Here is a 26885-nt window from a genome sequence, read left to right as displayed (position 1 = left end):
ATTATTTTGAGGGAATAATTATCTCAGTTCCCATATTACCGCCTTTAATGGCTTTTTCAATAATTTTTGGGTTGGCTTTGAGAATTCTTGTTTTGATTTTTGAGCGCTCAATAATTTTTAGAGCAACTATATCCATCAGATCATATCCTCCTGCAACTGAGTCTTCATGAATTAACATATTTTTGAGATTTTTTAGTTCGATTCGTTTGAATTTTTTTGCTTTTTTGAATTTGTTTGGATCCATGTCATAGACTCCATCAACATCAGTGGCATTAAGAAATTGTTCAGCTTTTACTTTTTCAGCAATCAATGCTGCGGTTCCATTGGTACTTTGACCAGGATGCAATCCTCCTGTTACAACAATTAATCCATCATCTACTGCATGTCTAACTTCTTGTAAGGTAGTTGGAGGATGAGAATATGCCTTGTTTTTGAGAGCATAAATCAACAGTTTTGCATTTAGTCTGGAAATCTCAATTCCCAATTCATCAAGAGTTGATTCATCAGCTCCTGAAGATCTTGCATGATTAATGTAGTGTCTAGCTATGTTTCCACCACCAGTAATGATTATTGGCTGGCAGACCTTGCTAATTTTTACTAGAAATTGTGCCCAATCTTTTAAGAGTTTGACATTATCCATGGCAAAAACTCGGCCAGATAATTTGATTACGATTCTCTTTTTCATTCTAGTTCACCAATGATGGATTTTGCGGCAATTTCAACTTTTTTTCTGTTCTTCTGATAGGTGTATATTCTAAGAATATTCATAAATCCCGAAATCGCTGAAACCACAGGTATCTCTGATATAGGCATCTCTTTTGCGGATGATTTTCCATTATCACTTGTAATCAAAATAATAGATTTTGACTCATTTTTTGAGGGTGCAAGTGGAATTGAGGGGGTGACTGAGCTATCAACGAAGATCTCGTTTTCTGCTACTTTGGATTTTTTAGAAATGGCATCTCTAAGATCAGTAGTTTTTATTTTCTTTAGATTTTTTCTGCTTGTCAGAATACTCTCAAACACACATTTGAGTAATTTCCTGTTTTGATAGTCTTGTGCAAACTTTCTTGCCCGTTTTAATTTAGAAGATTTTGATGAAACTAGACTTGAAAGAATGTATTCATCTGTTAGTTGAATGAATTCATCTAGATTAAAAGTGGAAAAACCAAATTCATCATCTGAAGATCTTAATGCTTCAAGTAACATAACTTCTGCTGCCCTTACAGTCTTGTGAAAATAGACTGCCTTGAACATTTGATATCTTGAATGCATCATTGATTCAAAGGAGTATAATGCAGAGCGCTCCAAAGCAAGTTTCTTTTGATGAACATCAAGGGATTGTGTAATTCTCTTATGATCAATTTTTGCGTGCTCTGCTCCTGTGAAATAACCATCTCGAAGTAAGTAATCCATCATATCTGCACTGAGAGCACCGGATACAATCTCATTGAGGTATTGAAATTTTGAATCACCAAACGCAATTTTTGTTATGAGTTTTTTATCAAACCCATTTTTTGTCAAGATATCACCAATCTCAGATTTTAAAATAATCTCTTTTCCAAAGTCCTCATGAGAGATTTTCTTTTCTTGAATTATCTCTTCAAATAGATGCGAGAAAGGACCATGACCAATATCATGTAAGAGACCGGCTAATCTAAGAATTTCAATGTCATCGGATTTGAGAAATCCTTTTTCATTTAATGCATGACCTGCCTGACTTGCAATGTGCATAACTCCAAGGGAGTGCTCAAATCTTGTATGCTGAGCTGCCGGATATGTCAGATGAGCTCCAGATAGCTGTCTTATCCTTCTTAGTCTCTGAAAAATCGAATTGTCAATTATTGATAGTTCATGGTCATATACTCTGATAAAATCATGAATGGGATCTATTATGTCTAGATAATTTTTTTTCATAATCCTATTTTCTTTGAAAATGTTTTCATGATTTCTTTGTGTACTTCTTCTTTAGATTTTGATGCGTCAATTACTTTCCAGCGTTTTTTCTTTGCGGTTGTTTTATAGATTTTAGAAATTTTTCTAAGAAATTCTTCATTTTTTTCAAATTTGTCTCTGTTAGTTTTTTGTCTGCTAAAGGATTCTTTCTGAGTCACATCAAGCAAAATTACAAGATCTGCCTTTGGTAGTCCTTCATCCAAAGTTTCTAGCCATTTTTGCTTCATTCCATTTGCCAATCCATATACAAGATTTGACTGATAGTATCGATTCATTATTAGAACAGAGTTTTTTTCTTGTGCATCTAAGATTTGATCTAGCTTTTCCCATCTGTTTGCAGCTAAAAGACAGTGAATGACTTGGGGAGGAAACTTTCTTTTTCCATCAAGATATTTTCTAATCTCTTTTCCAACAGGTGTTTTGTAGTCTGGAAAATGAAACAATTTAGTTTTAATTTTCCTTTTTTTAAGTGCCTTTTCTAGCATAGTTGACTGTGTTAGCTTTCCTGCTTGATCTCCACCCTCAATTACAATTATCATAAGTTATCAAAACAGAGAAAGTAATTGATTAAAAATCTATCAAAGCAGTTTTTGTGAGAATTTACGAATTGTTTAATATCTGCTAAAAGGAATTAAGTCTATGGCTGAAGAAATCTCATGTCCTTATTGTGAATCAGTTTTTGAGAGTAAAGATGATCTTTCAAAGCATATTGACAGAATTCATGGCGATTCAGGAGTTTTAGAAGGCTCAAAATCATCCTAAACTTTTTTGTTTTTTACCAATATTTCTATTAAGATTTATAACTAAAAATTTACCACATAACACGAAATGGGATTAGTAAAAGAAGTGATCAAAGAGATTGGAAATAAATCACGAGAGTTCTACGAGTTTGTTTTACCACCAATTGACATGTATCTTAGTTCTGATAATCTCAAAGTCATCATCGACATCCCGGGATTTGCAAAAAAAGACATCAAGCTGACATTGTGTGGAGATATACTTTCAATTCAAGCATGCAAGGAAATAGATAAGAAAGAGTCTAAATCACTAATTTCAAAACAGAGACCAAACATTATTGATAAAAAAATACGACTTCCAATCGATATCAGACAAGGTGAAGAAAAAATTAGTTCAGCAAAATATGAAGACGGTGTTTTGACACTGGTGATTCCAGTAACTAAGAAAGGAAAAGATATCTCAATAGAATAGGTACTAGTATTTCCTAAAGATTGAAGAGCCTATCATTATCAAACCAGATGTAATCATTCCAGTAATCCCAAGAGTTTCATTTGTTTGATACATAACTACTGAGCCAATAAAAACTGCAGATGCAAAAATACTTGCACTAAGAAATACTATAGGTTTTCTTTTCTGCATAAAGATTTCAGATTCGGCCATAAATTTTTCCATTTCAGGTCCTAATCGTAATGCAGATTCAATTGATTTTGAGAATTTTTCAAATGAGATCTTTAATTCCTCAACGTAAGCCTTTGGGATCATATTTTCTTCTTGCAGAATATTTCTTAGAACTTTGACAAACTTGAAATCAACATCATGTGTTTTGTAAATTCCTTCGATAATTGATGCCATCCTCATGTAAAGGGCAAGATTCTTTGGTAAAACAAAAGGAAATTTACTCATGGTTTGATTTGCAAGCTCCATCAGACTTTGAACTTCCATCTCATCAGGTTTGTTTCCATACATTGCACGAATTGATAGTTCAATTCCTTTTTCGATAACTTGTCTATTATATCCAGGTGTAAGCATTCCCAGTTCTGCCATTGCGTTAACTACTCTAGGTGGATTTTTTTCAACTAGAGCAAGATATAGCCTGATGAGTTTGTATCGGGTTTCATTATTTATTCGCCCTACCATTCCATAATCATATAGGATCAATTTCCCATCATCAGTAACTGAAATGTTTCCTGGGTGGGGGTCTGCATGAAAAAGAGAGTGTTTGAGAAGCATTGTAAAAAAGACCTTATGAACATCAATTACGAGTTGCTCTCTGTCAACTCCTTTCTCATCAAGTGCCTGCACGTTTGTAACTTTGATTCCAGGCAGGTACTCCATAGTCAGAACATTTTTTGAAGAATAATCATCATAAACTGAAGGAACAATTACTTTGTCGTTATTTTCCATGTCTTGTTTGATTTTTTTGAGATTCTCAGATTCATTTGTGTAATCCATCTCCTCACGAATAGTTTCGATGAATTGGGCAAGCATCGCTTTTGCTGAATATCTTAGATTGGGATCAACAAATCTCAAAGCCAACGGTAAAATTTTCTTTAAGACCCTGAGATCTTCTCGTACAATTTTCTCAATACCTGGTCTTTTTACCTTGATGACAATCTGCTGTCCAGAAATAGTGCCTCGATAAACTTGACCTAAAGATGCACCAGATATGGAGTTGGTATCAATATCATCAAATGTATCATCAATTGGTCCCAAATCTTTTTCAATAATTGGTTTTACTTGTTCAAATGGTGCAGAGGGAACACTATCTTGTAATTTTGATAATTCTTCAAGATATGGTTGAGGCAAGATATCTGCTCGTGATGACAACCATTGACCTAGCTTGATGTATACAGGTCCCAAGGAAATAAAAGTATCAAGAGCCTTTCTTGCATTTTTTCTAAATTGCTCAGAATCTATTGTATTTTTTTCTTGTTGTACCCATTTTTTTCTGTCTTTACGTAGAGCAAGAATAGAGGGTAGGAGTTTGATTAATACATGAATTGTTCTTCCAGCAGACATAACTTACTCCAAATAAGTTTTGACCTTTTTTGATGCAACGTATCCAATGTATCCTGAAAGAATTGATGATATCAATCCCGATGTTATAGAAAGTTTTTTTGAATTATTAAATACAGATTTTGTGATTTTACTTCCACTAAATATTGCACAAGCTAAACCAATCAAAATTTCTGGTGCATCATATACAAGATGACCCACAGGATCTTTTCTTGGATCAATTTTATCAGTATGTACTAGAAATTTATCATCATATTCTCTAATGTGTAAATTTCCATAACGATATTGTTTTAGTGCACCATTTTTTTGTCCAAGGATAGTTTCTTCAGCTCCATCTAGCATGAATTCACGTAATTCCTTTGGGACTTCAATCTCATCCCTTGGCATGATCGCAAGATCTAGTAATTGCTTATAATCTTACGGTATAATGTCAAGCCTATTTAGAATAAACTGTAATTATTTCAGAGTGAATCTTTTGTTTTACTTTGACAGTCAAATCTTTGATAGCCTGTAATGGATATTGCAAAAAAGGTTCAAAGAAATGCTAATGAAAAAGAACTAAATGTTGAGATAAAAAGTAAAGAAAACCCAAGACCAGAGTCTGAAAAACATTACTGTAATGCTGATCATGACAAATTAAAAAAATTAGGATTTAAGAGAACAAGAGAAATTGATGATGAAATCAAGATCAGAATAGAGGATCTTTTACATTACAAAGATAGAATTGGAGAGAGAAAAGATGTCATTATGAAGAATATCAAATGGCAAAAATCAAGATAGTGTCATTAGTGAAGAAAAAACAGAGTTTAGGCACAAAAAAACAAGTTAAAAATTTAATAGCAATTTAATTTTGAGGCGAGTAAATGCAATCAAGTGAGAATATACAAGAAAATAATGCTCAGATTTCAATAATAATTCCAACTTATAATGAATCTCAAAATATTGTACAAATTTTAAAATCAATTAAAGATAATTTACCAAAAAATTTTGTTACTCAAACCATAATAGTAGATGACAATTCACCTGACGGAACCGGAAAAATTGTTGAAGATTACTTAAAAAATGTCAAAAAAATGGCGGATTATACAATAGAAGTTATCCATAGAAAAGCAAAGAAAGGATTAGGTTCAGCAATTCTTAATGGAATTCAACAAGCAAAAGGAGATACCATTGTAATAATGGATAGTGATTTTTCTCACCCTCCACAAATTATTCCAAAATTAATCGAGTCAATAAAGAAATATCAATATGATATTGCAGTTGCTTCAAGGTACATTAATGGTGGAAAGATTCAAGGTTGGTCGTTTAAGAGAAAAATTATTAGTAAATTTGCAACATTGATTGCAAAAAAAGGATTAGGAATAGATACCAAAGATCCAATGTCTGGATTCTTTGCATTTAAAAGAAATATCATTAAAGGATTAAATTTTGATGCCATAGGTTACAAGTTTCTTTTAGAAATATTAGTAAAAACAAAAGGAGTAAACATCAAAGAGGTTCCATATACATTTCAAGATAGAGAATTTGGTTCCAGTAAATTAGGAATGAAAACTATATTGGATTATTACAAGTCGGTTTGGAAATTATATAGATATGGGAAACCAGTAGAGAAACAAGAAAAACGTTCCTCAGTAAAATTTCTATCAAAAGCAGCTAGATTTTACACAGTTGGTGCCTCAGGATTCATAGTAAATTACATGATTTCATTACTGTTTGCAGGTGGAATTTCTGATATGTGGTATCTGCATGCAAATGTGATTGGAATAATTGCATCAATTACAACTAATTTTATTTTAAACAAAGCATGGACATTTGGAGATAGAAACTTTAGAATTAAGAAGACAGTTTCTCAATATGGAAAGTTTGCAATGTTTAGTTCATTGGGCGCTTTAGTTCAACTAGGGATGGTATTTACTCTAGTAGACAATGCAGAAATTTCATACCCATTGGCATTAATTTTAGCAGTGATTACTGCAGCATTTGGAAATTTTGTATTAAACAAAAAATTTACATTTAAAGAAAAACTACTAAACTGATTTTTAAAGAAATTAAAATAAAAAGAATAACTTACGTCTTTTCCCAACTACTCAAAGGTAGAAGTAGAGGTTCCTGACGAAAGTCCAGTTGAAGATGGGACAGATGGGAATTTATCACCAATCTGTTGCTCAGCTACTGCAGATGCTTCTTGTAGGATCTTGTCTGTTTCTTCACTAGAAACATCAGACTCCATGTTAAATGAGTCTCCTGCAAGTGAATCCATCATAAGTCCATTGAGTGTCTGTGTCATGGAATTCAATTCTGAGTCTGCTTCTGGCATAAATCTTCCCAGCGATGACTTCAATCCCTTCATTGTAGACATTGCTGGTCCAATTGCCACCATAGCATCACCAAGATCATGAATAGTTGTGAGTCTTAGTTGGACTTGTTCTAATGACATTCTTGCATTGCCGAGCATCTTTGTAACTTTACGAATTTCAGCTAATTCGTTAGACAAAACTCTACTTGTGCTAGTATCATGTTGCTGCATTGCAGTCACGACTCTCTGAAAGAGTTGCGCATCTCTTTCGTGCAGTTTGCCTAACATAGAGTCCATTTTTGAGATTTGGATCTGTAGTTTGTTTACTGCAGTTTGAATTCGTGGTTTTAATGCACCTTGAGGCTTTACTGCTTCTCGGAGTTTGCCAGTTACGCTTTGGGTCTCTTGTCGAGCCCAAGTCTTATCGAAGTTTGGCATAATTTGGATTTAGAAATTTAGTCTTAATGCAAGGTGTAAATTTAGATCAGTTTTTGGGTAAAATTAGCTAACAAACTATTATTCTGAGATTCTTGTGATAATGTTGTGGCCAAAATTGCAGTTTTTGATTCAGGATTAGGCTCATTATCCATTATTTGTCAAATACAAAGAGCATTCAAATCAGAAATCATCTATTTTGCTGACCAGCAAAGTTATCCATATGGTAAAAAATCTCGGGCTCAACTAGAAAAGATTATCCAGCAATCAATCAAATTGTTAGAAGAGTTTTCACCAAATTTCATAGTTGTTGCATCAAATACACCAAGTCTCATGTTAAATTTATCAACACCAAGAATTTTTGATGTAAGGCCACCATTAAAAGAAGCAAGAAAAATTACAAAATCAAAGCAAATTGGAATACTTGCAACAGAGTCTGCCATAAAGAGTAAAGGGTTATCACAGTACATTAGACAAAATATTCCAAAATCTTTTAAAATTTTTAAGATAAATGGTTCAAAACTTGTAGATTTAGTTGAATCAGGAAAATTTCTAACAGAAAAAAATTATTGTAAAAAAATTATCAAAAAAGAATTACAAATACTTGATCAGAATTTAATTGATGTTGTTACTTTATCAAGCACGCATTTACCATTTTTAAAAAAATATCTAGAAAAAGAATTTCCAAATGTACAGTTTATAGATTCAGGAAGCATTGTAGTACAAAAAATATTTTCAAAAACAAAAAATATGCAATCAAAAAATAATTCTTTGAAAATTTTTACTTCTGGAAATACAAAAAACTTTCAATCAAAATTATTAAAAATTGGGATTAAAAATAAAGTTAATTTTTTGTCTTTTTAGCTTTTCGATAACCATGACTAAATTTTTTATCATATAATTTAGAATATTCATATGTTTCAGGATCAATCACATCACTAATTATTACAATGGCAGTTCTAGTAATTTTTTCTTCTTTGAGTTTTTTTGCAATATTGCCAAGTGTTCCTTTAATGATTTTTTGATCTTTCCAGCTTGCCCTATACACTATAGCAACAGGTGTTTTCTTTTTGTATCCACCTGCAATTGCTTCTTTAACCAAATTTGAAATTAAATGAACACTAAGATAGAAAATTAAAGTTGCTTTATGTTTTGCAAGTTCTGAAATTTTTTCTCTTTTTGGAACTTTAGTTCTAGATTCTGCTCTTGTAACAATAATTGTTTGAGTTACTCCTGGAAGAGTTAGTTGTGTTCCAAGAGCAGCTGCTGAGGCTAAGAATGCAGTAATTCCGGGTACTACTATAGAGTTTATTCCTTTTTTGGTAAGATTATCAATCTGTTCTTTGATAGCACCATAGATTGATGGATCACCATCATGTAACCTTACAACAAGTTTATCCTTTTTTGCGTTTTTGTACAATACATCAAAAATTTCTTCTCTGATCATTCCAGCTGCATCATAGAGTTTTCCTTTTTTACATAATTTCAAAATGGGCTCAGGAATCAGAGATCCAGAATAGACAACAACGTCTGCTTTTTGAATTAATTTTTTTGCTTTGATTGTTATTAGTTCTGGATCACCTGGTCCACAACCAACAAAGAATACATCAGACACGTTTTACCACCAGAATAGAGAAATATTTTGTAGTCAATGTGTCATCATTTACTTCACCTAGAGTCATCTTTCTAATTATTTCATTTTCTGTTCCCAAATCTTGTCCTATTGCAAAAATGGAATTATCAGGAAATCCTGATTCTTTTAAAACATCAATTACTTGATCAAAATATCTGCCATCTTTTAAAAATATCATGGATTCAGAATTTTTTGCTATTTCTTTAACACTACTTAGATCATAACAAGATGGGATGATTGCAACTTTCTCGGCACCTTCTGCAATACTTACACCGACCTTTGATGCAAATGTAAACATTGAAACTATTCCGGGAATAACTTCAATCTTCATTTCAGGATATTTTTCTGTTAAATCCTTGTGCATGTATATCCAAGTACTGTATAGAAATGGATCACCTACTGTTAGATAAACAACATTTTTGCCTGATTGTACTGTTTGTGCCATAATCTTTGCATTTTTTTTCCAAGTTTCTTCAAGAACATCTTTGTCTTTAGTCATAGGAAAGATTAGCTTAACAATTTCCTGATTCTTTGATTTATCAATAATAGAATCAACTACAGAGAATGCAATACTAGGTCTGTCTTCCTTTGAGGCAGGACACATGATGATATCAGCATTTTGAATTGCCTTTACAGCCTTTACTGTAAGAAGTTCAGGATCTCCAGGACCCACTCCAATTCCTATTAATCCAGGCATGAAATGACTGATTCTTATCCCAATTAAAAGCTAGATTAGACTCTAGTTGCAGAAATTATAGTTACAGGATTTCTTGCCAGCATCATAGTTCCCGTAGTAGTTTTTCTACTCTTAGATATGGTAACTTGAGTTATATCTACATCCTTAAACCGTAATTTGCCCATAACCTGCAATACAGAATATAATGTTTCAATAAGGATTATTCCAATTACAATTCTTCCGTCTTTCTTTAGTTTATTTTCTGCCAATTCAACAATTTCTTTAGTATCACCACCAGTGCCTCCAACAAATATTGCATCAGCTTCTTCAAGTTCTAAAATTTTTTCTTTAGCGTTTCCAAATATTACAGAAACATTTGATAAATTGAATTTTTGTAAGTTTTTTTTTGTTAGGTCTACTGCATTTTGATCATAATCTATTGCTAAAATTTTTCCAGAGGATTCAACTTGTAGTGCTGCTTCTACAGAAATAGAACCACTTCCACAACCAACATCATAAACAATTTGACCTGGTTGTAGTCTTGCTTTGCAAATTTGAACAGATCTTACTTCTTCTTTTGTAATGGGAACTTTTTCTGTCCTTTCAAATTCTTCATCAGGAATTCCAGGGGTTTTATAGTTCCACATTTAGATTGTCACCGTTTGCAGTATTCTATTATATATTAATTCCAGTAGAAACACTTCCAGAATGAACTAGTGTATAAGTCACAATCCATGTAAACAAGTACAAGAAAACATAACTGCCAATTGCTTGTGTAACAACTTTTTTCCTGTCTGATGATGGTAATTGCATCTTCATTCCTTTAGCTACAATTATTGTTCCAAAGAATACTATAATCATAAATGCAATAGATGCCCATCTTCTTTCTTCACCTTCGATGTCTTCAAAGATGAAGGTTGCTGCAGTACCTGCAATAATTGCAAGAGCAATACGCATCCAAAACAATTTATTTAATTTTCTATCTTTCTCACTTTTCTCAGCTTCATTTATTGAAGGCTCTTTTGATGGTTCTGAGGTAGATTCAGATTTTTCTGTTTCAGGAATATCAACTGGTTCTTCTTTAGACTCTTTTTTAGAGTCTTCAGGCTCAGGTGTGGGTTTTGATTTTTTCTTTTTGAATTTGGCCAATTAAATTTCTAGCGTGTCTCAAGCAAACCATGTTTAATATCTTTGGTCAAAAATTGAGCACGTCATAGCAAGGGTATAATTTTAGATGTAAAATATGATAGACATGACATTATCTGGAATTGAACTACGATATTTGGTAGATAAAATTTCAAAACAAGTTGAAGATTACTATGTTAGTAATATCTATGGAATAACAAAAGACAGTATACTCTTCAAACTACACCATACCGAAAAGAGTGATCTCTTCATGATGATCTCAACTTATGGGATTTGGTTAACTAAAGTAAAAATAGATCAGGTAGAACCAAACAAGCTACTCAAAAGATTGCGTAGTGATCTTCTTCGATTAAAATTAAAGAAAATAGAACAAATTGGTGCTGAGAGAATAGCATATTTTACTTTTGAAGGATTTGGAAAAGAATTTGTTTTGGTTGGTGAATTTTTTGGAGATGGGAATATTTTACTTTGTAATAATGAAATGAAGATTCTTGCACTACAACATTCAATTGATGTAAGACATAGAAAGTTAAGTGTAGGATTAGAATATGTTCAACCCCCTCAAAGTGGATTAGATATTTTCAATTTATCAGAAAATGATTTTGAAGAAATTAAAACAACAGATCTAGTTGCAGCAAAATGGTTTGGACGTACGCTAGGTTTACCAAAAAAATACGTTGAGGGGATTTTTGAAATGACAAATATTGATCCAAAAAAAATAGGAAATCTTTTAACAAATGAAGAAATTAAAAAAATATTTGGAACTACAAGAAAAGTTGTTTCAGACATAGTTTCAGAAAATCATAATCCAGTAATTGTTAGAAATGAAAAAACAGAAGTTCTTCCAATTCAGCTTGGAAAAGTTAAAGCAGAAATTACTAAAGTAAATAGCTTCATTGAGGGGCTTGATACTGTTTTTACACAAAACATTGTAGAAAAAGGAAAATCAATTCAATCAAGTGGTTCTGATAAGAAGATAAAAGAACTTCAAACTCAAATTTCTGAACAGGAAAAGGCAATTCAGACGGTAAAAGAGAGATCAAAGAGCATTACCAATGTTGCAAATTCTCTATTTGAAATGATTTCAAAAGGAATTACATCAATTGAAAATGCAGTTGCACAAGAAATTTTGGCAAAGAATAACTCAAAATTGATCAGCGAAAAAGGAATTTCATTAGTTGTTATTCAAGATGAAAAAATAAAGATAAACACTAAAGCATCTCTTCAATCAATTGCATCTACGTTATTTAATGAAGCAAAAAAACAATCAGGTGCAATTAATTCAATTGAAGAAATCAAGTCTAAAACTTTGAAAAAATTAGAAAAATTACAAAATAAAACAGAGTCTGAGAAAGATTCAATTCTAGTTTCAGAAATAAGAAAGAAAAATTGGTATGAAAGATATAGATGGTTCCATACAACTGATGGTTTCTTGGTAATTGGTGGCAGAGATGCTGCATCAAACTCGGCTGTTGTAAGAAAACATTTGGAAAAAAATGACAAAATTTTTCATGGTGATATTTTTGGGTCACCGTTTTTTATTATTAAAGATGCACAAAATGCACCTGATACTAGTATGAACGAAGTTGCACATGCCACAGTTTGTTTTAGTCGGGCTTGGAGAGAAGGAATGTATGGTGTTAGTGCATATTGGGTTAATCCTGATCAAGTAAAAAAATCTGCCCCTAGTGGAGAATTCCTTCCAAAAGGATCATTTACAATTGAAGGACAAAGAAATTTCATTAAAAGTGGAAATCTCAAACTAGCTGTAGGAATAATCCCACAAGAAGAGGGTTATGCGTTAACATGTGGCCCTCCTGAAACAATTAAGAAAAATTCAATCTGTTATGCAATTATTGAGCCTCAAGGAATTGAAATGGTAGATGCTGCAAAGAAAATTAGAATAGAATTCACAAAGATTCACGAAGAGATTACAAAGAAGATTAGTATTGATGAATTTGTACGTGTTATGCCTGCCGGAAAGAGTCAAGTAAAAGATGTCGGCAGAGGGGAAGCAGATATTCAAAATTTCATTGATACTGAATTGGATTAACAGAATCAGTATCAAGTGATAATTTCATTCCATCATTAATTGATGAAAATTCTTCATCAGATAAAATTACTAGTGGAATATTTGCCAGTGCACATCCAGTAGCTACTGTAAGATCTGCTTTCATACAAATCATTGCAAGAGGTGCTGTATTATTTGATTTTATAGAGTAAATTGTATATGCACCAACACTACTTCCAACACCTGAAGGAAAAGCTAGGATTGTATCTTTAATTGATTTTTGATATAGATCATGATTTTTGTCACTGATAATTCCAGTTTTCTTATCAACAGTACCTAGAAAATTAATAGCATTTTTTGATTTTAGAACAACTCCTTCAACTTTTCCTGAAACTAGAACCTTCATCTTGTCTCATCTTCTATGATTCGAGATAGTGATTTTAAATTTACATCAACACCATTAGAATTTTTTAGATAAAATGCGCCCTTGATGCTATTTGTTGTAACAGCATCAACATCATTTTTGTTAATCAAAGGAGTAAGACAAGTACAGCAGTCAGATAGAATTTCACAACCAGCCCGTTCTAATTCATTTGTGTAACCAATTTTTTGTGCTTTTTCTTTTATGGTTCTGGGAGTAAATATCATACATCGCTTCTCAAAAGAGCGTCCCTTTAATTTTCCAGCAAGTTCTGAAATTTCTTCTAATCCTAATTGTGGACTTCCAAGTGTAATGATATCGCCTTTTTCTGATGTATTTAGTTCATCATGAACATTTTGCATGGCTTTTTCATCAAAATCTATTTTTTCAGAATCAGAATCATCCTCTCCAAAAATAAATTTGGCACATGTTCCAGATGTTCCCATTCCACCACACATTGCCTTGCATTGACGGTTATCCATCTCACCTAGACCAGAAATATTTACAGAGATATCCCCAACTTTGCCTGCAAAATATCCTAGCATCCCATATGTAAGCTCATTTGGATTGTCTACATTCATTCTAATTGATACATTTGGTGAGTCTTCTTTTCGTAATGAAGAGTATGGACTTTTTCCAGTTAGTGCACTAGCTAAAGCACTAAATGCACTTTCTTTGTTTGTTTTCAAGTTATCATAAGAATTTGCGTGTATTGCAGCATTACTTTCTGCAAAAGCAACTTGAGTTCCAACTTTTGGAATATCAAAGATTTCGTAAGGAATACATGAAAAAGATGGGATCACGCCCATTGTCTCATATGAATTTCTAATAGAAAGTTGTTTTGAGATAAAATTCTCATCTAATCCATAATTAGACACATTATCAATATCAAATCCCATTGGATTCAGAGTGGTTTTTACTTTGACTCTAGCATCTTTGCTAATACTAGAAAGAAATTCCTCTCCTGCATCACCAATTGTGTTATAATTTACTCCTGAAAGATGAGTCCATTCGATTGGGATTAGTTTTTCAGCATCTGTTGCCTCTCCGGTTGCAACAAGAATTCTATATGCCATTTCCATAATCTCACCTTGTTCACCTTTTAGTGCAGATTCTTCTTCTCTAGTTAATTCCAATGAGAATGATTTGGATTTACAGTTATAATACTTGTACGTAGTTTTTCATATGAAAATGGAAAAAATTCTAAGCAAAATGATGGATACAATGAATTCTATAAAAACACCAAGAATAACTGCACTTAGGGATCTTCATGATGCTGAAACGGGTCCATTTAGTATATTGATAGGAACGATTCTTTCAGCAAGAACAAAAGATGAGAGTACAACCAAAGTAGTCAAAGTATTATTCTCAAAATACAAAAATCCAAAGCAACTTGCAAATGCTAAACTAAAAGACATTGAGAAAATAATAAAACCAATTGGTTTCTATCATGTAAAATCTAAAAGAATTATTGAAGTTGCAAAGATAATTGATTCAAAATACAATGGTAAAGTGCCTGAGGAATTAGATATTTTGGTACAATTACCAGGAGTAGGAAGAAAGACTGCAAACTGTGTCCTAGTTTATGCATTTGAAAAACCAGCAATTCCAGTTGATATTCATGTTCATAGAATTTCAAATAGACTTGGACTAGTTGAAACAAAGAATCCTGAAGAAACAGAACAAGAGTTAATGAAAAAAGTAGATAAAAAATTTTGGATTGATATTAACGATACTTTTGTAATGTATGGCCAAAATATCTGTAAGCCAATTTCACCAATGTGTGATGTATGTAAGATTAAAAAAAGTTGTAAATTTTACAAATCTAAGAACGTTTCTTAGTTAGAAACAACACACCAACTATTACTCCAATGCCTGCTGCAACATAAAATGGAAACATTGCAAATGCATTCTTTGATGGATCACCAGATAAAAACTCTAAAACTAGACTTCCTGAATTAACTGCAGGAGGATCAGTAGAACCTTCCATTCCATGTACAGAGTAAGAACCAATTGCAAATTCTCCAATGTCTAGATTAGTAACTACGATTCTTGCTCCATTATTTACAGTAAGTCCAGCTCTATCAGTAAATGATATGATTGATTTTGCTTGTGGATACCAACCTCTTTCCAAGTCACTATGAACAACAATGTATCCTTCTTTTGGAGTCTGTACTGCAACCCAGAACTTGTTATCAGGAATTGAACCCATTCCTACTTCGATGAATTCATCTTCAGAGTTAGCATCATAGAGTCTAAAAACTGCATTTCCATTAGGATTTGCATAAATTAGATTGTTATCAATTGTTACTTGCCAGCTTACTGCATGAACATCATCTAGTTGAACAATAGGCGCATCACGTAAAATGCGGTTAAATTCTTGGGCAGGGATCTCTATCGTATCAATAATTAATGAAGGATTAACTTCCTGTGCAAATGCAGGAGTAGCAAAAATTACAGAAAGTAAAATTATTACAAATAGATATCTCATTGAGCTAGTCCAAGTCTGATTGAATAAATAGTTAATCAACAAAAGGTTTTGGATGATTTAGGATTAATTGAGCAACTTCTGGTCTTAAAATGAATTCAGAAGGCGCTTGCCCGTTTTGAATCATCTCTCTTAATGCAGTTCCACTGATTTGCTCTTTGTCATCATTGTCATGTGGACATGCCTTTGGTGTTGTGTATGTAAGACATTTTCTACAGTAGAAGAATGGTGGGAAGAATACTGGAGCAATATCTAGTTCAGGATAATCTGAAAAGATCTCTTGAGCTGCAAATGGTTCATAGAATTTTCCAACGCCAGCATGATCTCTACCAATAATAATGTGAGTGCATCCATAGTTTTGTCTCATGATTGCATGATGAATTGCTTCTTTTGGTCCAGCATATTTCATCTCAGTATGTAGGGTTCCAAGACGACATCTATTTTCTGGATAGTATAGTTTTATCATGGTTTCATAACATTTTACAATAACTTCATCAACAAAGTCACCAGACTTTTTCTTTCCAATAATAGGATTTACAAAAACTCCATCTCTTGTTGTAATTGATGTTTTTTGTAACATCTCATGTGCAACGTGTGGAGGATTTCTTGTTTGAAATGCACAGATAGTTTTCCATCCAGCTTGTGCAAATGCTTCTCTTGTTTGTTTTGGTGTTAGTCTGTATTTTCTAATCTCAGAGTCTTCAGGTCTCTGAATATAATCAATCTTTCCTGAAACAAGATAATCTTTCATTGACATTGTTTTTGCAACGCCTGGATGAGAAGAATCAATTGTTCCGTAGATTCCTTGAGATGTTTTTTCTTTATCAAAAGTATAGACTTCGTCTACATTTAGCACTGCAACTCCTACTCCTTGAGGGTTTTGTAGTAGAACCTTGCCTGAATCTTTCATTTTAGAGCCTGTTTGTTCATCAACATCTAGTACGATAGGAATAGTCCATGCTAGATCATTTGCCAATCTTCCTCGTGATACAACACTCTCAAAGTCTTGCTGACCCAAAAATCCTTCCAAGGGGCTAAAAATTCCATCTGCAATATTTTCAACATCATTTGCTAAATCTTCTGAAATTGTAATTGAGAATAATCCAGTGGGATCAACATCTGAAATTCTATTAATTAGTACTCCGCCGTGTGGTTTGATTGAATTACTTTCTGACATACTAATCCGCTCTTTTACGCTCTATATGAAGGCCACACTCTTTGTGTTCTCCTTGTTCCCACCACCATCTTCCTGCTCTAATATCTTCTCCAGACTTGATTGGTCTGGTACATGGTTCACACCCGATACTAGGATAGCCTTTGTCAAGAAGGCTGTTGTATGGTAGATCATATTTTTTTATATGTTCTTGAATCTGATCCCATGTCCAATCAATTATTGGGTTAATCTTGAGGATGCCATCATGTCCATGATCTAGTTGAAACATTGTTACATCTTTTCTAATCTTAGTTTGTTCTTGCCTTAATCCAGTAATCCAACCATCAAGAGTATTCAACATTTTGTTCATTGGGTGTACTTTACGTATTTCACAACAAAGCTTTCTGTTTTCAACACTTTCATAGAATAAATTTAGTCCTTTTTCTTTTACCATGTCTTCAACTTCTTTAGTATCAGGAAATAGTACTTCTATTGTAATATTGTATTTTTTTCTCAAAACATCCATAATATCATATGTCTCTTGAGGCAATCGTCCTGTATCTAATGTAAAGAATCTAAATTCTGGATTAATCTTTAACATCATATCCATTACAACTGCATCTTCAGCACCAAAGCTGGAAGCTTTTGCGACTTTAGGATGAAGATTATCTGATGTCCATTGAAGAGCCTCTTGAGCAGTCTTTATCTTTGAATTGAGTTCATCTACTTGTTCTTGCGTAAATCTAGTCACATATTCATTTGAAGCATTTGTTTTATATTGATTACCCGAAGTTTAATCCTAAATTATAAACAAGTAGATTTTCAAATAGAAAAGATGGATGAAACATCTTATGTAGTAGTTTTCCCAACCATATTTTCAAAAAATAAAATTCCGCAATTAATTTCAAATATTAAAAAAATCCTCAAGATAAAAAATCAACAATTCAAGTCTGTAAAACGTGATGGAGAAATTATTCTAGTTGATGCCAATGATCCTGTTTTTGCATCATCCGCAATCAATATGCTTTTTGGAATAAAAGAGATTGCAATAGCAAGAAAAATAAAAAATAATTATCAAGATATTGTTTCAGAAATTACTTCTATAGGAGGCAATTTACTATTAAGAGGAGAGAAATTTTTAGTTAGAGTGGAGGGATCATCAAGAGGATTTCTTGCAAAAGATGTAGAGATTGCTGCAACATCAAACATTATAGAAAAAAAATCAAAACTAGGAGCCCACCCAGGAACTGATCAAAATTATGACAAGTTATTGTATACATATCTTACAAAAAATCATGCATACATCTGTATCTTTTCAGATAAAGGAAAGGATGGAATTCCATATCAATCACAAAGTCATAAAACAATTTGTGCAATATATGATGAATTGTCTGCAGTCTCTTGTTATGAAACAATAAAGCAAGGTTATGATACAAAAATAATTGTATGTTATCGACAAAAATCAGAATTGATGAATCTAATCAAAGTCCTTAACCAAATCATTCCACGATTAGTACAAGAAAAAATTGAATTAGAATTTTTTCATCTGAAAATAAATCCTAATGGTGTCAAAAATTATTTGACATACATAAATTCAATTTTAGAAATAATGTTACAATTTCCAAATAAACGAATATCATTGGCTTTATCACCACTAGTATTTTCATCAGATTTTCTAGATAATTCAATAAGACTAGTATTTTCAAAGAAAAAAATTCCATTAATTCCATTGTCTGGAGTAGATACAAGTTTGTTTGATGAAGCAAAAGAAATTGGATTAGAGAGAAGCATCAAGAAATTAGAAAAAATTGTTACAATTGGTTCTAATGAAATTCCATCTTTTGCAAAAAAAGAGGTAGAAAATGCCCTAAAAACAAAAAAATTGATTTCGATTCAGGCAGGACCAAACAATGTTCATGACATTTTAGATTCATTAGAAGAAAATCACTGAGAATTTAAACGGCATATTTGATTCCAATATTGTGCTCAAAATAGGAGAATTCATCTACCCATGGGGAAGTGGTCATTATTCTAGAATGATGAGGCTAAATGAGGTACTCGGTGATCACATTAAAGAAGATTTTGAAGTTCATTTTTCAAGTAAAGATCATGTTTATGAAAAATTACTAAAAAAATTTCCAAATGAAAGAGAAAAAATTCATGAAATTTTAATGCCGACTCCAATTGATGGAAAGTTTGGACCAAGTGTTTCAATGTCGTTGATGAATTTACTATTACCAATTTCAAAAAATCCACCACTTGTTAGACAAATTGCAAATTATCTTAAAGAAGAAAGAAAGCTCTACAACAAAGAAAAATTTGATTTAGTGATAAATGATGGTGATATGGGCTCTAACATATTAGCAAAAAATAGAAACATACCGAGTTTATTCATAACAAATCAATTTAGACCCAGACTATACAGTTCTAGATCATATCTGTATCCTTCCCTAATTTTTGTTGCAAAACAAATTTTAAAAGCGTCAAAAATTCTTGTAGCGGATTCACCACCCCCTTATACAATGTGTGAATACAATTTAAATTTCATAAAAGAAGCTGAAGATAAGGTAACCTATGTAGGGCACTTTACAAATACCAAAAAAATTAACAAAGTTAAAAAATCTGATCTTGAAAAATTAATTGAAAATAATGAATATGGTTATTGGATGAGAACAGGAAATAAATCAACAAATGATGGAACTGGTCAGAGATATGAGGAAGTATTTGATCAAGACGAGATGAAAAAAGAAAAAAGAATAATTTCGCATGCAAGAAATGATCCTAAAATTGATAGAGTGATTGGAGAGGATAGAAATGAATATTCCATATCAGATGCATTAGATAAAAAAATAGATTGGATTCAAATTGATGTTGGATTTCTTTCAGAGCAAGAAAAGTATACAGTATTAGATTTTTGTAAATATGCAGTAGTTAATGGCTCCCACACTGTAATGGGTGAAATTATGGGTGGAAGATCAAAACCAATTATTGGAATCCCAATTTATGATGAGCATACAAATAATATAAGATGGGCTCAAGAAAAGAACCTAGGAATACTAGCTACAAAAACAAAGCAGGTTATTGAAGGGATTTTCAAAATTAAAGAAGATTATGAGGAATTTGAAGGGAATTTGAAGGAATTTTCAAAGAATTTTGTTCCTAACGGAGCAGAAAATTCAGCAAAGATTGCGGCTCAAACCTTAGAAGAAAAGAGATAATACATTATTTTTAGAATTTGGCTTCATCTGGCACGCGGGATTTCGATGGGCGAACGGACCGAAAGGGATGATGAAAAAATCCGCGTGTCAGATGTATATCGATCAATTAACAATGTGGGAACGCTTTTATGGAAAAAATTAAGCCAAATCATCAGTGCCTAACTGTCCAGAATGTACATCAAGAGAGAAAAAGAAGATTGAAGCCAAGTATATCGAAGATTTTCCAGAAGAAGACAGGAGCAGAGATGCATTGTTCAAATTATTTGATGAAATTGATATTCCAATGAAAATGGATGAAAAGAATCGAAGACATTTCATCTGCAAGCGATGTGGCCTTTATGCTACAAGAGAAGAGATATCAGATATTAGATTCAGATTAAATCAAAAAGAAAGAACCCGTGATGACAAACATGATGACTATTTAGAATGGTGGTCAAAAAGCAAGAAAGAAAAAGCTGAAAACTAGAGTGATTTTACTATGGTAAAAAAGAAGAAAGAAGATGAAATTCCTGAATGGGTTACAGATGAAATTCAGAATGCAAAATTCAAAAAACCTGAAGAATTAAAAAAATCTGGATATATTTTAGAGTTTTATTATGAAGATAACAAAATTGATGTTCAATTGTATGATGCTGTAGAGGATGGACGACATATAGTAACTATGGATGTTCCAAAAAGTATCAAAATGGATAATTTGTTAAAAGGAGAAGTTTACGAATTTGTTTTTGACCAACACAAAGCACCACTTAGCAAAAAAGTCTCAGAATACTTGATAAAAGAAAAAGAGATAGAAATGAATGCAATTTATCAATTTGATTTAAAGTCACTTGAATTGTTAGATGTAGGCTCTAGTGAAGCCGAAGATGATGCTGAAGAATGAACTTGGAATCACTCTACAGAATCTAATTGCTTTTTGAACGACTTTCCAAGAATAGGGTTTATGAAATAAGGAAATGTATGCTTTAGCCAAACAGCACTTCTTACTACAGAAGGAACAATAATTTCTAGTCTGGAAGAATTTGCTGCTTTTAGAATTGCTTTTGCAACAGTTTTAGAACTAAGTGATGTTGGAGAATATTTTGGCATCTTTTCAAATGAGGGATGATCAAAGAAGTCTGTTCTAACCATAATTGGACTTACAACAGTAATTCCTACCCCAGTATCTATTAGTTCATGTTTTAAGCCTTCAGAGAATCCTAAGATTGCAAATTTTGATGCACAATAAGATGCAATTCCTGGAAGACCAAAACTTGCAGCAACTGAAGCAACATTGATAATATGACCAGACTTTTTATTTAGCATTGATGGAAGGAAATTTTTTATGCAATACACCATTCCAAAATAATTTGTTTCCATTTGAGATTCAATCTCATCAATTGATATATCTTTGACAGAACCATATATTGCAAAACCTGCATTATTCACTAGTATATCAACTGAAGGGAATTTTTCTAAAACAGTATTTGACATTTCTTTTACTTGAACTTTATTTGATACATCACACGGACAAACAAGTGTTGACACTTTGAATTTTTCTAATTCATTTGCAACTTTATCTAGTTTTTCTTTTCTTCTTGCAACTAAAATTATATTGGCACCCAATTTTGCAAATTCAATTGCTGTTTGTTGTCCAATTCCAGACGATGCACCAGTTATTAGAACATTAGTGTTTTTAAAATCCACAATTTGAAAAGATCATTTAGAGATAAAGTGGTTTCTATAAAAAAATATTAGATTACACAGGGATCTGTGCCATTAGCAATTTCTACGGAATCAATACCAAAATCTCCATCATGATCTGGTTACCCATTTAAGATATTGATTGGTTTCAAAGTTGGACATGCATAATCAGCATCATTATTATCTTCAGGGGAAGCAAAAACGTCAAGGTAGAATCCAAGGGTTATCAATCATGTAATTGTGAATGCAACAAATGCAAACAAAATTTGACTTTTCAATAGTATATTTACATAATATTTCATTAATATATGAAGATCAAATTTCCCAAAATCGGGAAATATTATTTCTATGTTGCTTGTGGTTTTGAGATCCTACTCAAAGCCAGCTTTACTAAAAGCAACCAAGTAACTACAATTGGGACGTAGTATGTTGCAATTCTCCAACCAATCACTGCATCCCAAGCTAGGCCACCCTCAGAGATATCAAAATCAAATGGATTTAGATTGTTCAGATATGCAACAATTCCAAATTCAGCAAGACCAGAACCACCTATAGTAATTGGAAGATTTCCAATTGCATTTGCCCCCATTACTGCCATAATAGAATCAAATGCACTAATCACATATCCAGTTCCCATTGCAATTATCATAAACGAAATTCCATAAAATGACCAAGATGCAAGTGAAAACAAAAATGATACTGTAAAGACCTTTTTTGATTCAGAAGTTCTTAGATTCTTTCTGCTCATAGTACATACTTCTTCCATCCAGGAATTTGTCTGCTCAATATACTTGACACCCTTTTCTTTTCCAAACTTTTTAGCAAGATTTCCAAAGACTTTGGGAACTTGGAATGTGTGCTTGGAAGACAAGAAGAAAAGAATCATCCACAAGGCAGTCACAGTAATGCTAGTCCCCAAAACTACTGCTGCAACTACATATGCACCATGGAGTAGTGCAATTATTCCTGCCATTATAGATAACAAACCGCCTGCAAATACCTCAGTGACTATATCCATGATAGCAATCCATGTTGATTTTGAGGGTTTTACTCCCTTTTTGTGTAAATAATAGATTACAATAAACTCTGCGCCAATAAACATTGGAGTAGTAAATTTGATAAATTCACTACCTACACGAACTCCAGTTAATTTCAAAAAAGAGTCAAAATTGCCAAGATACTTTCTGGTAATATATGCAAACTTGACTCCCTGAAGACCTAATTTGATTAGCATTGCTACAACTGCTCCAACAAATGGGAAAAAACCAATTGCTAACACATCCTCTAATTTAATATCAAATTGAATAGCTATAATGAAAATTGGAATAAGTGTGGCAGGAATAGCTGCAAGTCTCCAGTTCATCTAATAATTTTTTTGAAGAATCAAATATGAAAGTTGAGAAAGCCAGTTGCAGAGAATTTTTTACGCCTAGAATTAGGCACAGGTTTTGTTCTAAATTGAATTTCTATGGTGGTTTTGAAGTTCTTCTTTAATTTCATTAAATGATGAATCTAGTAATTCATAGTCTGAGAGATTGTTTTCTTTTAATAATTTTACAACCAGTTCTTTTAGATGCATTTCCTTTTCAAGTACGTTTTGCTTCACAAATAATGAAGAATTTTGTTAGTTAAAGATCAGACGGAATTTAATTGTGATTTTTAGTGCTAATTTGATATTTTCATAATCATAATCAAGCTAGTTTGAAATATGAGCAAATTTAGAACCAGACTGAATTGAAAACTATTTTTGTTTCTGGAACTGCAGGTTCTGGAAAATCATTACTGTCATCAAAATTATATGATTACTACACAAAGAATGGAGCATTCACATCCATTTTGAATTTAGATCCCGGAGTAGAAAATTTACCATATAGTTGCGATATAGATGTAAGAGATTTTGTAGATATTGTATCTATCATGCAACAATACGATCTAGGTCCTAATGGAGCATTAGTCATGGCAGCTGATTTGATCGCATCAAAAATAGATGAGATTCAAAACGAAGTAAACAGAGTAAATCCTGATTATCTAATAGTTGACACACCAGGTCAAATTGAGTTATTTGCATATCGTTCTAGTGGACGTTTCCTTATAGACAACATAACATCAGAAGAAAAAACAAATATCTTTCTTTTTGATGGTGCTTTAATTACAACGCCAGTAAATTTTGTTTCAATTGCACTTCTTGCTACGTCAATTAGATTACGTCTGAATTTACCTACAGTCAATGTATTAACAAAGACTGATCTTATTGGAGCAAATCTCAAAAATATTTTGCAATGGTCAACTAGTTTAAGTACATTAGAAAATGCCATTGCAAAAGATGCAGATGGTGATACCTATGCTTTGACTACAAATATTTTGAGAGGCTTGAATCTTAGTGGGTTTGCACAAGGATTGATTCCAATTTCAAATGTTACAGGAGATGGGTTTGTTAATCTTGAAGGAGCCCTTAGCAGAATTCTTAACTTGGGCGAGGAGGTAGAAGACTAGTGGTATCAAAAATTACAGTAAAGGCACCTTCATCTACTGCAAATTTAGGTCCAGGATTTGATGTGTTTGGTTTGGCAGTAGATGCGTTTTACGACATAGTAACTCTAACTAAAACCAAAAGTGGGATTAGGATAGTTACAGATGACAACATTCCAACAAATCCACAAAATAACACTGCAGGACTAGTTGTAAAAAATATGAAGAAAAAATTCAAGATAAAAAGTGGAGTTGAGATAAAAATCAAAAAAGGTGTTCCGGCAGGATTTGGAATGGGAAGTAGTGCAGCTTCAGCTGCAGCTACTGCAGTAGCATTTGACAAATTGTTTGGATTAAAACTGGATGGAAATTCACTAGTGAAGTTTGCAGGATCAGGTGAGAAGGCTAGTGCAGGTTCTGTGCATTATGATAATGTAGCAGCTTCTGTTTTAGGCGGATTTGTAATTGTCAAAACAGATCCATTACAAGTAATTAGAATAGATCCTCCAACAAATCTTAGAATGTGTGTAGCTGTTCCAAAACTTGATGTCCCAAAAAAGAAAACCAAGGTTTCAAGAGGAGTTATTCCAAAGAAAATTAAACTAACTGACAGTGTTTTGAATTTATCAAATGCATCAGCAATTGTTGTAGGATTTATGAAAAAAGATTCAGATTTGATTGGCAATTCAATTAAAGATGTGATAGTGGAACCTGCGAGAAAACATATGATTCCAGGATTCTCCAAAGTTAAGCAAAATGCCCTAAAAGCAGGTGCATTAGGCGTTACAATTAGCGGTGCAGGACCATCTGTAATTGCCTTTTCAAAGAGTTCTGCAGATTTGAAAAAGATCAGCTCAGCAATGTCAAGGGGATTTGCAGCAGCAAACACAAAATGTCAGACAGTAATCTGCAAGCCAAGTAAAGGTGCAGCAGACAAAAGAAAATAATTTGGTGGAATTATGAAAAAATCAGTTGTTGTTTTTAGTGGCGGGGTTGACTCTGTTTGTGCAGTATCATTTCTAAAGTCAAAGTATGAGTTGTATGGAATTACCTTTTCATATGGACAAAAGGCAAATATGGAAATTTCTGCTGCAAAATCTTTTGCAAAAAAATTGGGACTAAAACAGCACAAAATTATTGATATTGGTTTTATGAAAGAACTTTACGGTGATTCTAACGTTTTAACTAGCTCCAAGAGAAAGATTCCAAGCAAGTTTGATTACTCCATTGTAGTTCCAATTAGAAATGCAGTGTTTCTCTCAGTTGCATCAGCCTGGGCATATACTCTTAATGCATCCCTAGTAGTATATGGTGCCCATACTGGAGACAAACATTATCCTGATTGTAGGCCAACTTTTGCAAAGAAATTGGAATCTGCATTTAATCAAGGTGAGATAGATGGAATTAATTCAAAATTAAGAAAAAAGATAGAGATTTGGTCCCCATACAAACAAGGATTATCAAAAAGTGATTTGTTAAAGGAAGGAGAAAAATTGTTGGGTAATTCTATCTTTAAAACTTGGAGTTGTTATTCAAATAAGAAACTTCATTGTGGAGTTTGCGAATCATGTAATAACAGAAAAGCTGCATTTGAAAAAGCAGGCATTATAGACAAAACAAAATATCTAAAATAATTTTCAGTATCTATTTCTAAGAATCTTCTTTTTTAGAATGAATCCTCTTATTCCAATATACCAGGCTAAGAAGATCAGTCCAGTAATTCCCCACCAGATATAGTTTTGAATTTCAGGTGAAAGTTCTGTGAGAGTTCCAACAACTTCTCTTGCTACAAGCATACAGATTGCAAGAACTATTGCAAATTCAATTGCATACCAAGTAAAGCTTGGCCAAGATTCTTTTGGAATGTGAGCAATCTTTCTTCCATCATCCATAATTTTTTTGAAATAGAATCGCTATTTAATTTTTCAGATATCAGAAGGAAGAATCAGAGGCACGTTTTCTAATCATAGTCATAATACCTTCTTTTTCCTCTTTATTTTCATAAATTCCTCTAAATGCTGATGAGGAAAGTGTTGCATCATTTCTAACACCGCGCATTTTCATACAGAGGTGCTCTGCATCAGCTAAAACCACTACTCCTTTTACTCCCTGAGAATAGAGTTCATCTGCAATATTTTTTGTTAATCGTTCTTGGATTTGGAGTCTTTTTGCATATTTTTCTACTAATCTTACTAATTTTGAAATTCCAAAAACCCTTCCATTTGGGGAATATGCAATGTGAATTTTTCCAAAGAATGGAAGCATATGATGCTCACACATTGAATAAAATTGGATATCGCGTGCAACAACTACATCAGAGTCTTCTGAGAATTGTACGGTTAGTTCTGAATCAGAGTCATATCCCAAAAAAATTTCTTTGTACATGTTTGCAATTCTTTCAGGGGTTTCACGTAAACCTTCACGGGTTGGGTCTTCTCCAACTTCAATGATTAATTCTCTGACAAGTTTCTTTACGCGTTCTTTATCCATTTTGATGATTTCAGACGCTTTTCCTAGTATTTGAACCTAATCTGATTTTCAGGCAGGTG

At 32.7% G+C, this 26885-nt stretch carries 34 protein-coding genes; 14 read left to right on the top strand and 20 right to left on the bottom strand.

Annotated elements, in window-relative coordinates:
• Window position 1: 1 nt before the first annotated feature.
• The 3 genes from pyrH to tmk are packed head-to-tail and all read right to left on the bottom strand — an operon-like array spanning window position 2 to window position 2495.
• Window positions 2–685: a UMP kinase gene (pyrH, locus tag NPIRD3C_RS01645; RefSeq protein WP_148702547.1), complete on the bottom strand. Its 684-nt coding sequence runs from the start codon at window positions 683–685 to the stop codon at window positions 2–4.
• Window positions 682–1917 carry an HD domain-containing protein gene (locus tag NPIRD3C_RS01640; protein WP_148702546.1) on the bottom strand — a complete coding sequence of 412 codons (1236 nt, stop codon included), beginning with the start codon at window positions 1915–1917 and terminating at the stop codon, window positions 682–684. The genes pyrH and NPIRD3C_RS01640 overlap by 4 nt, the downstream gene beginning before the upstream one ends.
• Window positions 1914–2495: a dTMP kinase gene (gene tmk, locus NPIRD3C_RS01635; protein ID WP_148702545.1), complete on the bottom strand. Its 582-nt coding sequence runs from the start codon at window positions 2493–2495 to the stop codon at window positions 1914–1916. The genes NPIRD3C_RS01640 and tmk overlap by 4 nt, the downstream gene beginning before the upstream one ends.
• Window positions 2496–2595: 100 nt before the next feature.
• On the opposite strand from tmk, the gene NPIRD3C_RS10935 reads away from it, so the two are divergent.
• Both NPIRD3C_RS10935 and hsp14 read left to right on the top strand, forming a co-directional pair.
• A complete protein-coding gene (locus NPIRD3C_RS10935) occupies window positions 2596–2718 on the top strand; it encodes a hypothetical protein (RefSeq protein ID WP_255464618.1) in 123 nt (40 codons plus the stop codon).
• A gap of 66 nt (window positions 2719–2784) precedes the next feature.
• Window positions 2785–3165, top strand: coding sequence for an archaeal heat shock protein Hsp14 (gene hsp14, locus NPIRD3C_RS01630; RefSeq protein ID WP_148702544.1), 381 nt, complete (start codon window positions 2785–2787; stop codon window positions 3163–3165).
• 3 nt (window positions 3166–3168) lie between these two features.
• Here hsp14 and NPIRD3C_RS01625 read toward each other — a convergent pair whose 3' ends face one another.
• Window positions 3169–4713 (bottom strand): ABC1 kinase family protein, encoded by a 1545-nt coding sequence (locus NPIRD3C_RS01625; protein ID WP_148702543.1) that lies wholly within the window; start codon window positions 4711–4713, stop codon window positions 3169–3171.
• 3 nt (window positions 4714–4716) lie between these two features.
• Window positions 4717–5097 carry a hypothetical protein gene (locus NPIRD3C_RS01620; protein ID WP_148702542.1) on the bottom strand — a complete coding sequence of 127 codons (381 nt, stop codon included), beginning with the start codon at window positions 5095–5097 and terminating at the stop codon, window positions 4717–4719.
• Between the two features lie 126 nt (window positions 5098–5223).
• On the opposite strand from NPIRD3C_RS01620, the gene NPIRD3C_RS01615 reads away from it, so the two are divergent.
• A complete protein-coding gene (locus NPIRD3C_RS01615) occupies window positions 5224–5490 on the top strand; it encodes a Rossmann-fold NAD(P)-binding domain-containing protein (RefSeq protein ID WP_237087689.1) in 267 nt (88 codons plus the stop codon).
• Between the two features lie 83 nt (window positions 5491–5573).
• The gene (locus NPIRD3C_RS01610; RefSeq protein ID WP_148702541.1) at window positions 5574–6746 is read left to right on the top strand and encodes a glycosyltransferase; all 1173 of its coding nucleotides are present in this window, start codon (window positions 5574–5576) and stop codon (window positions 6744–6746) included.
• 47 nt (window positions 6747–6793) lie between these two features.
• Here NPIRD3C_RS01610 and NPIRD3C_RS01605 read toward each other — a convergent pair whose 3' ends face one another.
• Window positions 6794–7444: a Snf7 family protein gene (locus NPIRD3C_RS01605; RefSeq protein ID WP_148702540.1), complete on the bottom strand. Its 651-nt coding sequence runs from the start codon at window positions 7442–7444 to the stop codon at window positions 6794–6796.
• Between the two features lie 105 nt (window positions 7445–7549).
• Between NPIRD3C_RS01605 and NPIRD3C_RS01600 the strand changes: the two genes are divergently transcribed.
• Window positions 7550–8305, top strand: coding sequence for a glutamate racemase (locus NPIRD3C_RS01600; RefSeq protein WP_148702539.1), 756 nt, complete (start codon window positions 7550–7552; stop codon window positions 8303–8305).
• Here the strand turns inward: NPIRD3C_RS01600 and cobM are convergent.
• From cobM to NPIRD3C_RS01580, 4 genes are read right to left on the bottom strand one after another with little or no spacing between them, the layout of a single operon-like run.
• Window positions 8286–9056, bottom strand: coding sequence for a precorrin-4 C(11)-methyltransferase (gene cobM / locus NPIRD3C_RS01595; RefSeq protein WP_148702538.1), 771 nt, complete (start codon window positions 9054–9056; stop codon window positions 8286–8288). The genes NPIRD3C_RS01600 and cobM overlap by 20 nt on opposite strands.
• Window positions 9049–9771 carry a precorrin-2 C(20)-methyltransferase gene (gene cobI / locus NPIRD3C_RS01590; protein WP_148702537.1) on the bottom strand — a complete coding sequence of 241 codons (723 nt, stop codon included), beginning with the start codon at window positions 9769–9771 and terminating at the stop codon, window positions 9049–9051. The genes cobM and cobI overlap by 8 nt, the downstream gene beginning before the upstream one ends.
• A 35-nt stretch (window positions 9772–9806) precedes the next feature.
• Window positions 9807–10397, bottom strand: coding sequence for a precorrin-6Y C5,15-methyltransferase (decarboxylating) subunit CbiT (cbiT, locus tag NPIRD3C_RS01585; protein WP_148702536.1), 591 nt, complete (start codon window positions 10395–10397; stop codon window positions 9807–9809).
• A 28-nt stretch (window positions 10398–10425) separates the two neighbouring features.
• A complete protein-coding gene (locus tag NPIRD3C_RS01580) occupies window positions 10426–10899 on the bottom strand; it encodes a hypothetical protein (RefSeq protein ID WP_148702535.1) in 474 nt (157 codons plus the stop codon).
• Window positions 10900–11002: 103 nt separating this feature from the next.
• Here NPIRD3C_RS01580 and rqcH point away from each other — a divergent pair, with 103 nt between their 5' ends.
• Window positions 11003–12949 (top strand): ribosome rescue protein RqcH, encoded by a 1947-nt coding sequence (rqcH, locus tag NPIRD3C_RS01575; RefSeq protein ID WP_192827857.1) that lies wholly within the window; start codon window positions 11003–11005, stop codon window positions 12947–12949.
• On the opposite strand, the gene NPIRD3C_RS01570 is transcribed toward rqcH, so the two are convergent.
• Window positions 12927–13313, bottom strand: a complete 387-nt coding sequence (locus tag NPIRD3C_RS01570) for an aconitase X swivel domain-containing protein (RefSeq protein WP_148702533.1) — start codon at window positions 13311–13313, stop codon at window positions 12927–12929. The two genes, rqcH and NPIRD3C_RS01570, sit on opposite strands and share 23 nt — an antisense overlap.
• Window positions 13310–14464, bottom strand: a complete 1155-nt coding sequence (locus NPIRD3C_RS01565) for an aconitase X (RefSeq protein ID WP_148702532.1) — start codon at window positions 14462–14464, stop codon at window positions 13310–13312. Before NPIRD3C_RS01565 ends, NPIRD3C_RS01570 begins: the two co-directional genes overlap by 4 nt.
• Window positions 14465–14519: 55 nt before the next feature.
• Between NPIRD3C_RS01565 and NPIRD3C_RS01560 the strand changes: the two genes are divergently transcribed.
• Entirely contained in the window at window positions 14520–15170 is a 651-nt protein-coding gene (locus NPIRD3C_RS01560; protein ID WP_148702531.1) for an endonuclease III domain-containing protein, read from the top strand.
• On the opposite strand, the gene NPIRD3C_RS01555 is transcribed toward NPIRD3C_RS01560, so the two are convergent.
• The 3 genes from NPIRD3C_RS01555 to NPIRD3C_RS01545 are packed head-to-tail and all read right to left on the bottom strand — an operon-like array spanning window position 15154 to window position 17720.
• On the bottom strand, window positions 15154–15819 hold the full coding sequence (locus NPIRD3C_RS01555) for a hypothetical protein (RefSeq protein WP_148702530.1): 666 nt from the start codon (window positions 15817–15819) through the stop codon (window positions 15154–15156). The two genes, NPIRD3C_RS01560 and NPIRD3C_RS01555, sit on opposite strands and share 17 nt — an antisense overlap.
• A 31-nt stretch (window positions 15820–15850) precedes the next feature.
• Complete coding sequence (gene sat / locus NPIRD3C_RS01550; RefSeq protein ID WP_148702529.1) at window positions 15851–16993, bottom strand: sulfate adenylyltransferase; 1143 nt, start codon at window positions 16991–16993, stop codon at window positions 15851–15853.
• 1 nt (window position 16994) lies between these two features.
• The gene (locus NPIRD3C_RS01545; protein WP_148702528.1) at window positions 16995–17720 is read right to left on the bottom strand and encodes a phosphoadenylyl-sulfate reductase; all 726 of its coding nucleotides are present in this window, start codon (window positions 17718–17720) and stop codon (window positions 16995–16997) included.
• An 84-nt stretch (window positions 17721–17804) separates the two neighbouring features.
• Here NPIRD3C_RS01545 and NPIRD3C_RS01540 point away from each other — a divergent pair, with 84 nt between their 5' ends.
• The 4 genes from NPIRD3C_RS01540 (at window position 17805) to NPIRD3C_RS01525 (ending at window position 21067) form a co-directional block, all read left to right on the top strand.
• Complete coding sequence (locus NPIRD3C_RS01540) at window positions 17805–18920, top strand: THUMP domain-containing protein (protein WP_148702527.1); 1116 nt, start codon at window positions 17805–17807, stop codon at window positions 18918–18920.
• A 31-nt stretch (window positions 18921–18951) separates the two neighbouring features.
• Window positions 18952–20187 carry a glycosyltransferase gene (locus tag NPIRD3C_RS01535; RefSeq protein WP_148702526.1) on the top strand — a complete coding sequence of 412 codons (1236 nt, stop codon included), beginning with the start codon at window positions 18952–18954 and terminating at the stop codon, window positions 20185–20187.
• A 154-nt stretch (window positions 20188–20341) separates the two neighbouring features.
• Entirely contained in the window at window positions 20342–20653 is a 312-nt protein-coding gene (locus tag NPIRD3C_RS01530) for a hypothetical protein (RefSeq protein ID WP_148702525.1), read from the top strand.
• Window positions 20654–20665: 12 nt separating this feature from the next.
• Window positions 20666–21067 (top strand): hypothetical protein, encoded by a 402-nt coding sequence (locus NPIRD3C_RS01525; protein ID WP_148702524.1) that lies wholly within the window; start codon window positions 20666–20668, stop codon window positions 21065–21067.
• Between the two features lie 8 nt (window positions 21068–21075).
• Here the strand turns inward: NPIRD3C_RS01525 and NPIRD3C_RS01520 are convergent, their stop codons facing one another.
• The 3 genes from NPIRD3C_RS01520 to NPIRD3C_RS10560 form a co-directional block, all read right to left on the bottom strand.
• Window positions 21076–21870 (bottom strand): SDR family NAD(P)-dependent oxidoreductase, encoded by a 795-nt coding sequence (locus NPIRD3C_RS01520; protein ID WP_148702523.1) that lies wholly within the window; start codon window positions 21868–21870, stop codon window positions 21076–21078.
• A gap of 343 nt (window positions 21871–22213) precedes the next feature.
• On the bottom strand, window positions 22214–23230 hold the full coding sequence (locus NPIRD3C_RS01515) for a lysylphosphatidylglycerol synthase transmembrane domain-containing protein (RefSeq protein WP_148702522.1): 1017 nt from the start codon (window positions 23228–23230) through the stop codon (window positions 22214–22216).
• Between the two features lie 90 nt (window positions 23231–23320).
• The gene (locus NPIRD3C_RS10560; protein WP_192827856.1) at window positions 23321–23473 is read right to left on the bottom strand and encodes a hypothetical protein; all 153 of its coding nucleotides are present in this window, start codon (window positions 23471–23473) and stop codon (window positions 23321–23323) included.
• 128 nt (window positions 23474–23601) lie between these two features.
• Between NPIRD3C_RS10560 and NPIRD3C_RS01510 the strand changes: the two genes are divergently transcribed.
• Genes NPIRD3C_RS01510 through NPIRD3C_RS01500 form a run of 3 tightly spaced genes read left to right on the top strand, consistent with a single transcriptional unit; the run spans window position 23602 to window position 25970 of the window.
• Entirely contained in the window at window positions 23602–24360 is a 759-nt protein-coding gene (locus NPIRD3C_RS01510) for an ATP/GTP-binding protein (RefSeq protein ID WP_148702521.1), read from the top strand.
• The gene (locus tag NPIRD3C_RS01505; RefSeq protein WP_148702520.1) at window positions 24360–25283 is read left to right on the top strand and encodes a homoserine kinase; all 924 of its coding nucleotides are present in this window, start codon (window positions 24360–24362) and stop codon (window positions 25281–25283) included. The genes NPIRD3C_RS01510 and NPIRD3C_RS01505 overlap by 1 nt, the downstream gene beginning before the upstream one ends.
• A 12-nt stretch (window positions 25284–25295) precedes the next feature.
• On the top strand, window positions 25296–25970 hold the full coding sequence (locus tag NPIRD3C_RS01500; protein WP_148702519.1) for a 7-cyano-7-deazaguanine synthase: 675 nt from the start codon (window positions 25296–25298) through the stop codon (window positions 25968–25970).
• A gap of 3 nt (window positions 25971–25973) precedes the next feature.
• Here NPIRD3C_RS01500 and NPIRD3C_RS01495 read toward each other — a convergent pair whose 3' ends face one another.
• Window positions 25974–26228: a hypothetical protein gene (locus NPIRD3C_RS01495; protein WP_148702518.1), complete on the bottom strand. Its 255-nt coding sequence runs from the start codon at window positions 26226–26228 to the stop codon at window positions 25974–25976.
• A 40-nt stretch (window positions 26229–26268) separates the two neighbouring features.
• Window positions 26269–26826, bottom strand: a complete 558-nt coding sequence (gene folE / locus NPIRD3C_RS01490) for a GTP cyclohydrolase I FolE (RefSeq protein WP_148702517.1) — start codon at window positions 26824–26826, stop codon at window positions 26269–26271.
• Between the last annotated feature and the right edge of the window lie 59 nt (window positions 26827–26885).

Origin of the sequence: Nitrosopumilus piranensis (assembly GCF_000875775.1) — an archaeon.
Lineage (GTDB): Archaea > Thermoproteota > Nitrososphaeria > Nitrososphaerales > Nitrosopumilaceae > Nitrosopumilus > Nitrosopumilus piranensis.
This window is presented reverse-complemented; position numbering and strand designations above follow the sequence as displayed.

Bases quoted from the DNA above. Each gene is read 5' to 3' on its own strand.
- pyrH (WP_148702547.1), bottom strand. From the start codon at position 685: ATGAAAAAGAGAATCGTAATCAAATTATCTGGCCGAGTTTTTGCCATG.
- NPIRD3C_RS01640 (WP_148702546.1), bottom strand. From the start codon at position 1,917: ATGAAAAAAAATTATCTAGACATAATAGATCCCATTCATGATTTTATC.
- tmk (WP_148702545.1), bottom strand. From the start codon at position 2,495: ATGATAATTGTAATTGAGGGTGGAGATCAAGCAGGAAAGCTAACACAG.
- NPIRD3C_RS10935 (WP_255464618.1), top strand. From the start codon at position 2,596: ATGGCTGAAGAAATCTCATGTCCTTATTGTGAATCAGTTTTTGAGAGT.
- hsp14 (WP_148702544.1), top strand. From the start codon at position 2,785: ATGGGATTAGTAAAAGAAGTGATCAAAGAGATTGGAAATAAATCACGA.
- NPIRD3C_RS01625 (WP_148702543.1), bottom strand. From the start codon at position 4,713: ATGTCTGCTGGAAGAACAATTCATGTATTAATCAAACTCCTACCCTCT.
- NPIRD3C_RS01620 (WP_148702542.1), bottom strand. From the start codon at position 5,097: ATGCCAAGGGATGAGATTGAAGTCCCAAAGGAATTACGTGAATTCATG.
- NPIRD3C_RS01615 (WP_237087689.1), top strand. From the start codon at position 5,224: ATGGATATTGCAAAAAAGGTTCAAAGAAATGCTAATGAAAAAGAACTA.
- NPIRD3C_RS01610 (WP_148702541.1), top strand. From the start codon at position 5,574: ATGCAATCAAGTGAGAATATACAAGAAAATAATGCTCAGATTTCAATA.
- NPIRD3C_RS01605 (WP_148702540.1), bottom strand. From the start codon at position 7,444: ATGCCAAACTTCGATAAGACTTGGGCTCGACAAGAGACCCAAAGCGTA.
- cobI (WP_148702537.1), bottom strand. From the start codon at position 9,771: ATGCCTGGATTAATAGGAATTGGAGTGGGTCCTGGAGATCCTGAACTT.
- cbiT (WP_148702536.1), bottom strand. From the start codon at position 10,397: ATGTGGAACTATAAAACCCCTGGAATTCCTGATGAAGAATTTGAAAGG.
- rqcH (WP_192827857.1), top strand. From the start codon at position 11,003: ATGACATTATCTGGAATTGAACTACGATATTTGGTAGATAAAATTTCA.
- NPIRD3C_RS01570 (WP_148702533.1), bottom strand. From the start codon at position 13,313: ATGAAGGTTCTAGTTTCAGGAAAAGTTGAAGGAGTTGTTCTAAAATCA.
- NPIRD3C_RS01560 (WP_148702531.1), top strand. From the start codon at position 14,520: ATGGAAAAAATTCTAAGCAAAATGATGGATACAATGAATTCTATAAAA.
- NPIRD3C_RS01555 (WP_148702530.1), bottom strand. From the start codon at position 15,819: ATGAGATATCTATTTGTAATAATTTTACTTTCTGTAATTTTTGCTACT.
- sat (WP_148702529.1), bottom strand. From the start codon at position 16,993: ATGTCAGAAAGTAATTCAATCAAACCACACGGCGGAGTACTAATTAAT.
- NPIRD3C_RS01540 (WP_148702527.1), top strand. From the start codon at position 17,805: ATGGATGAAACATCTTATGTAGTAGTTTTCCCAACCATATTTTCAAAA.
- NPIRD3C_RS01525 (WP_148702524.1), top strand. From the start codon at position 20,666: ATGGTAAAAAAGAAGAAAGAAGATGAAATTCCTGAATGGGTTACAGAT.
- NPIRD3C_RS01515 (WP_148702522.1), bottom strand. From the start codon at position 23,230: ATGAACTGGAGACTTGCAGCTATTCCTGCCACACTTATTCCAATTTTC.
- NPIRD3C_RS01500 (WP_148702519.1), top strand. From the start codon at position 25,296: ATGAAAAAATCAGTTGTTGTTTTTAGTGGCGGGGTTGACTCTGTTTGT.
- NPIRD3C_RS01495 (WP_148702518.1), bottom strand. From the start codon at position 26,228: ATGGATGATGGAAGAAAGATTGCTCACATTCCAAAAGAATCTTGGCCA.
- folE (WP_148702517.1), bottom strand. From the start codon at position 26,826: ATGGATAAAGAACGCGTAAAGAAACTTGTCAGAGAATTAATCATTGAA.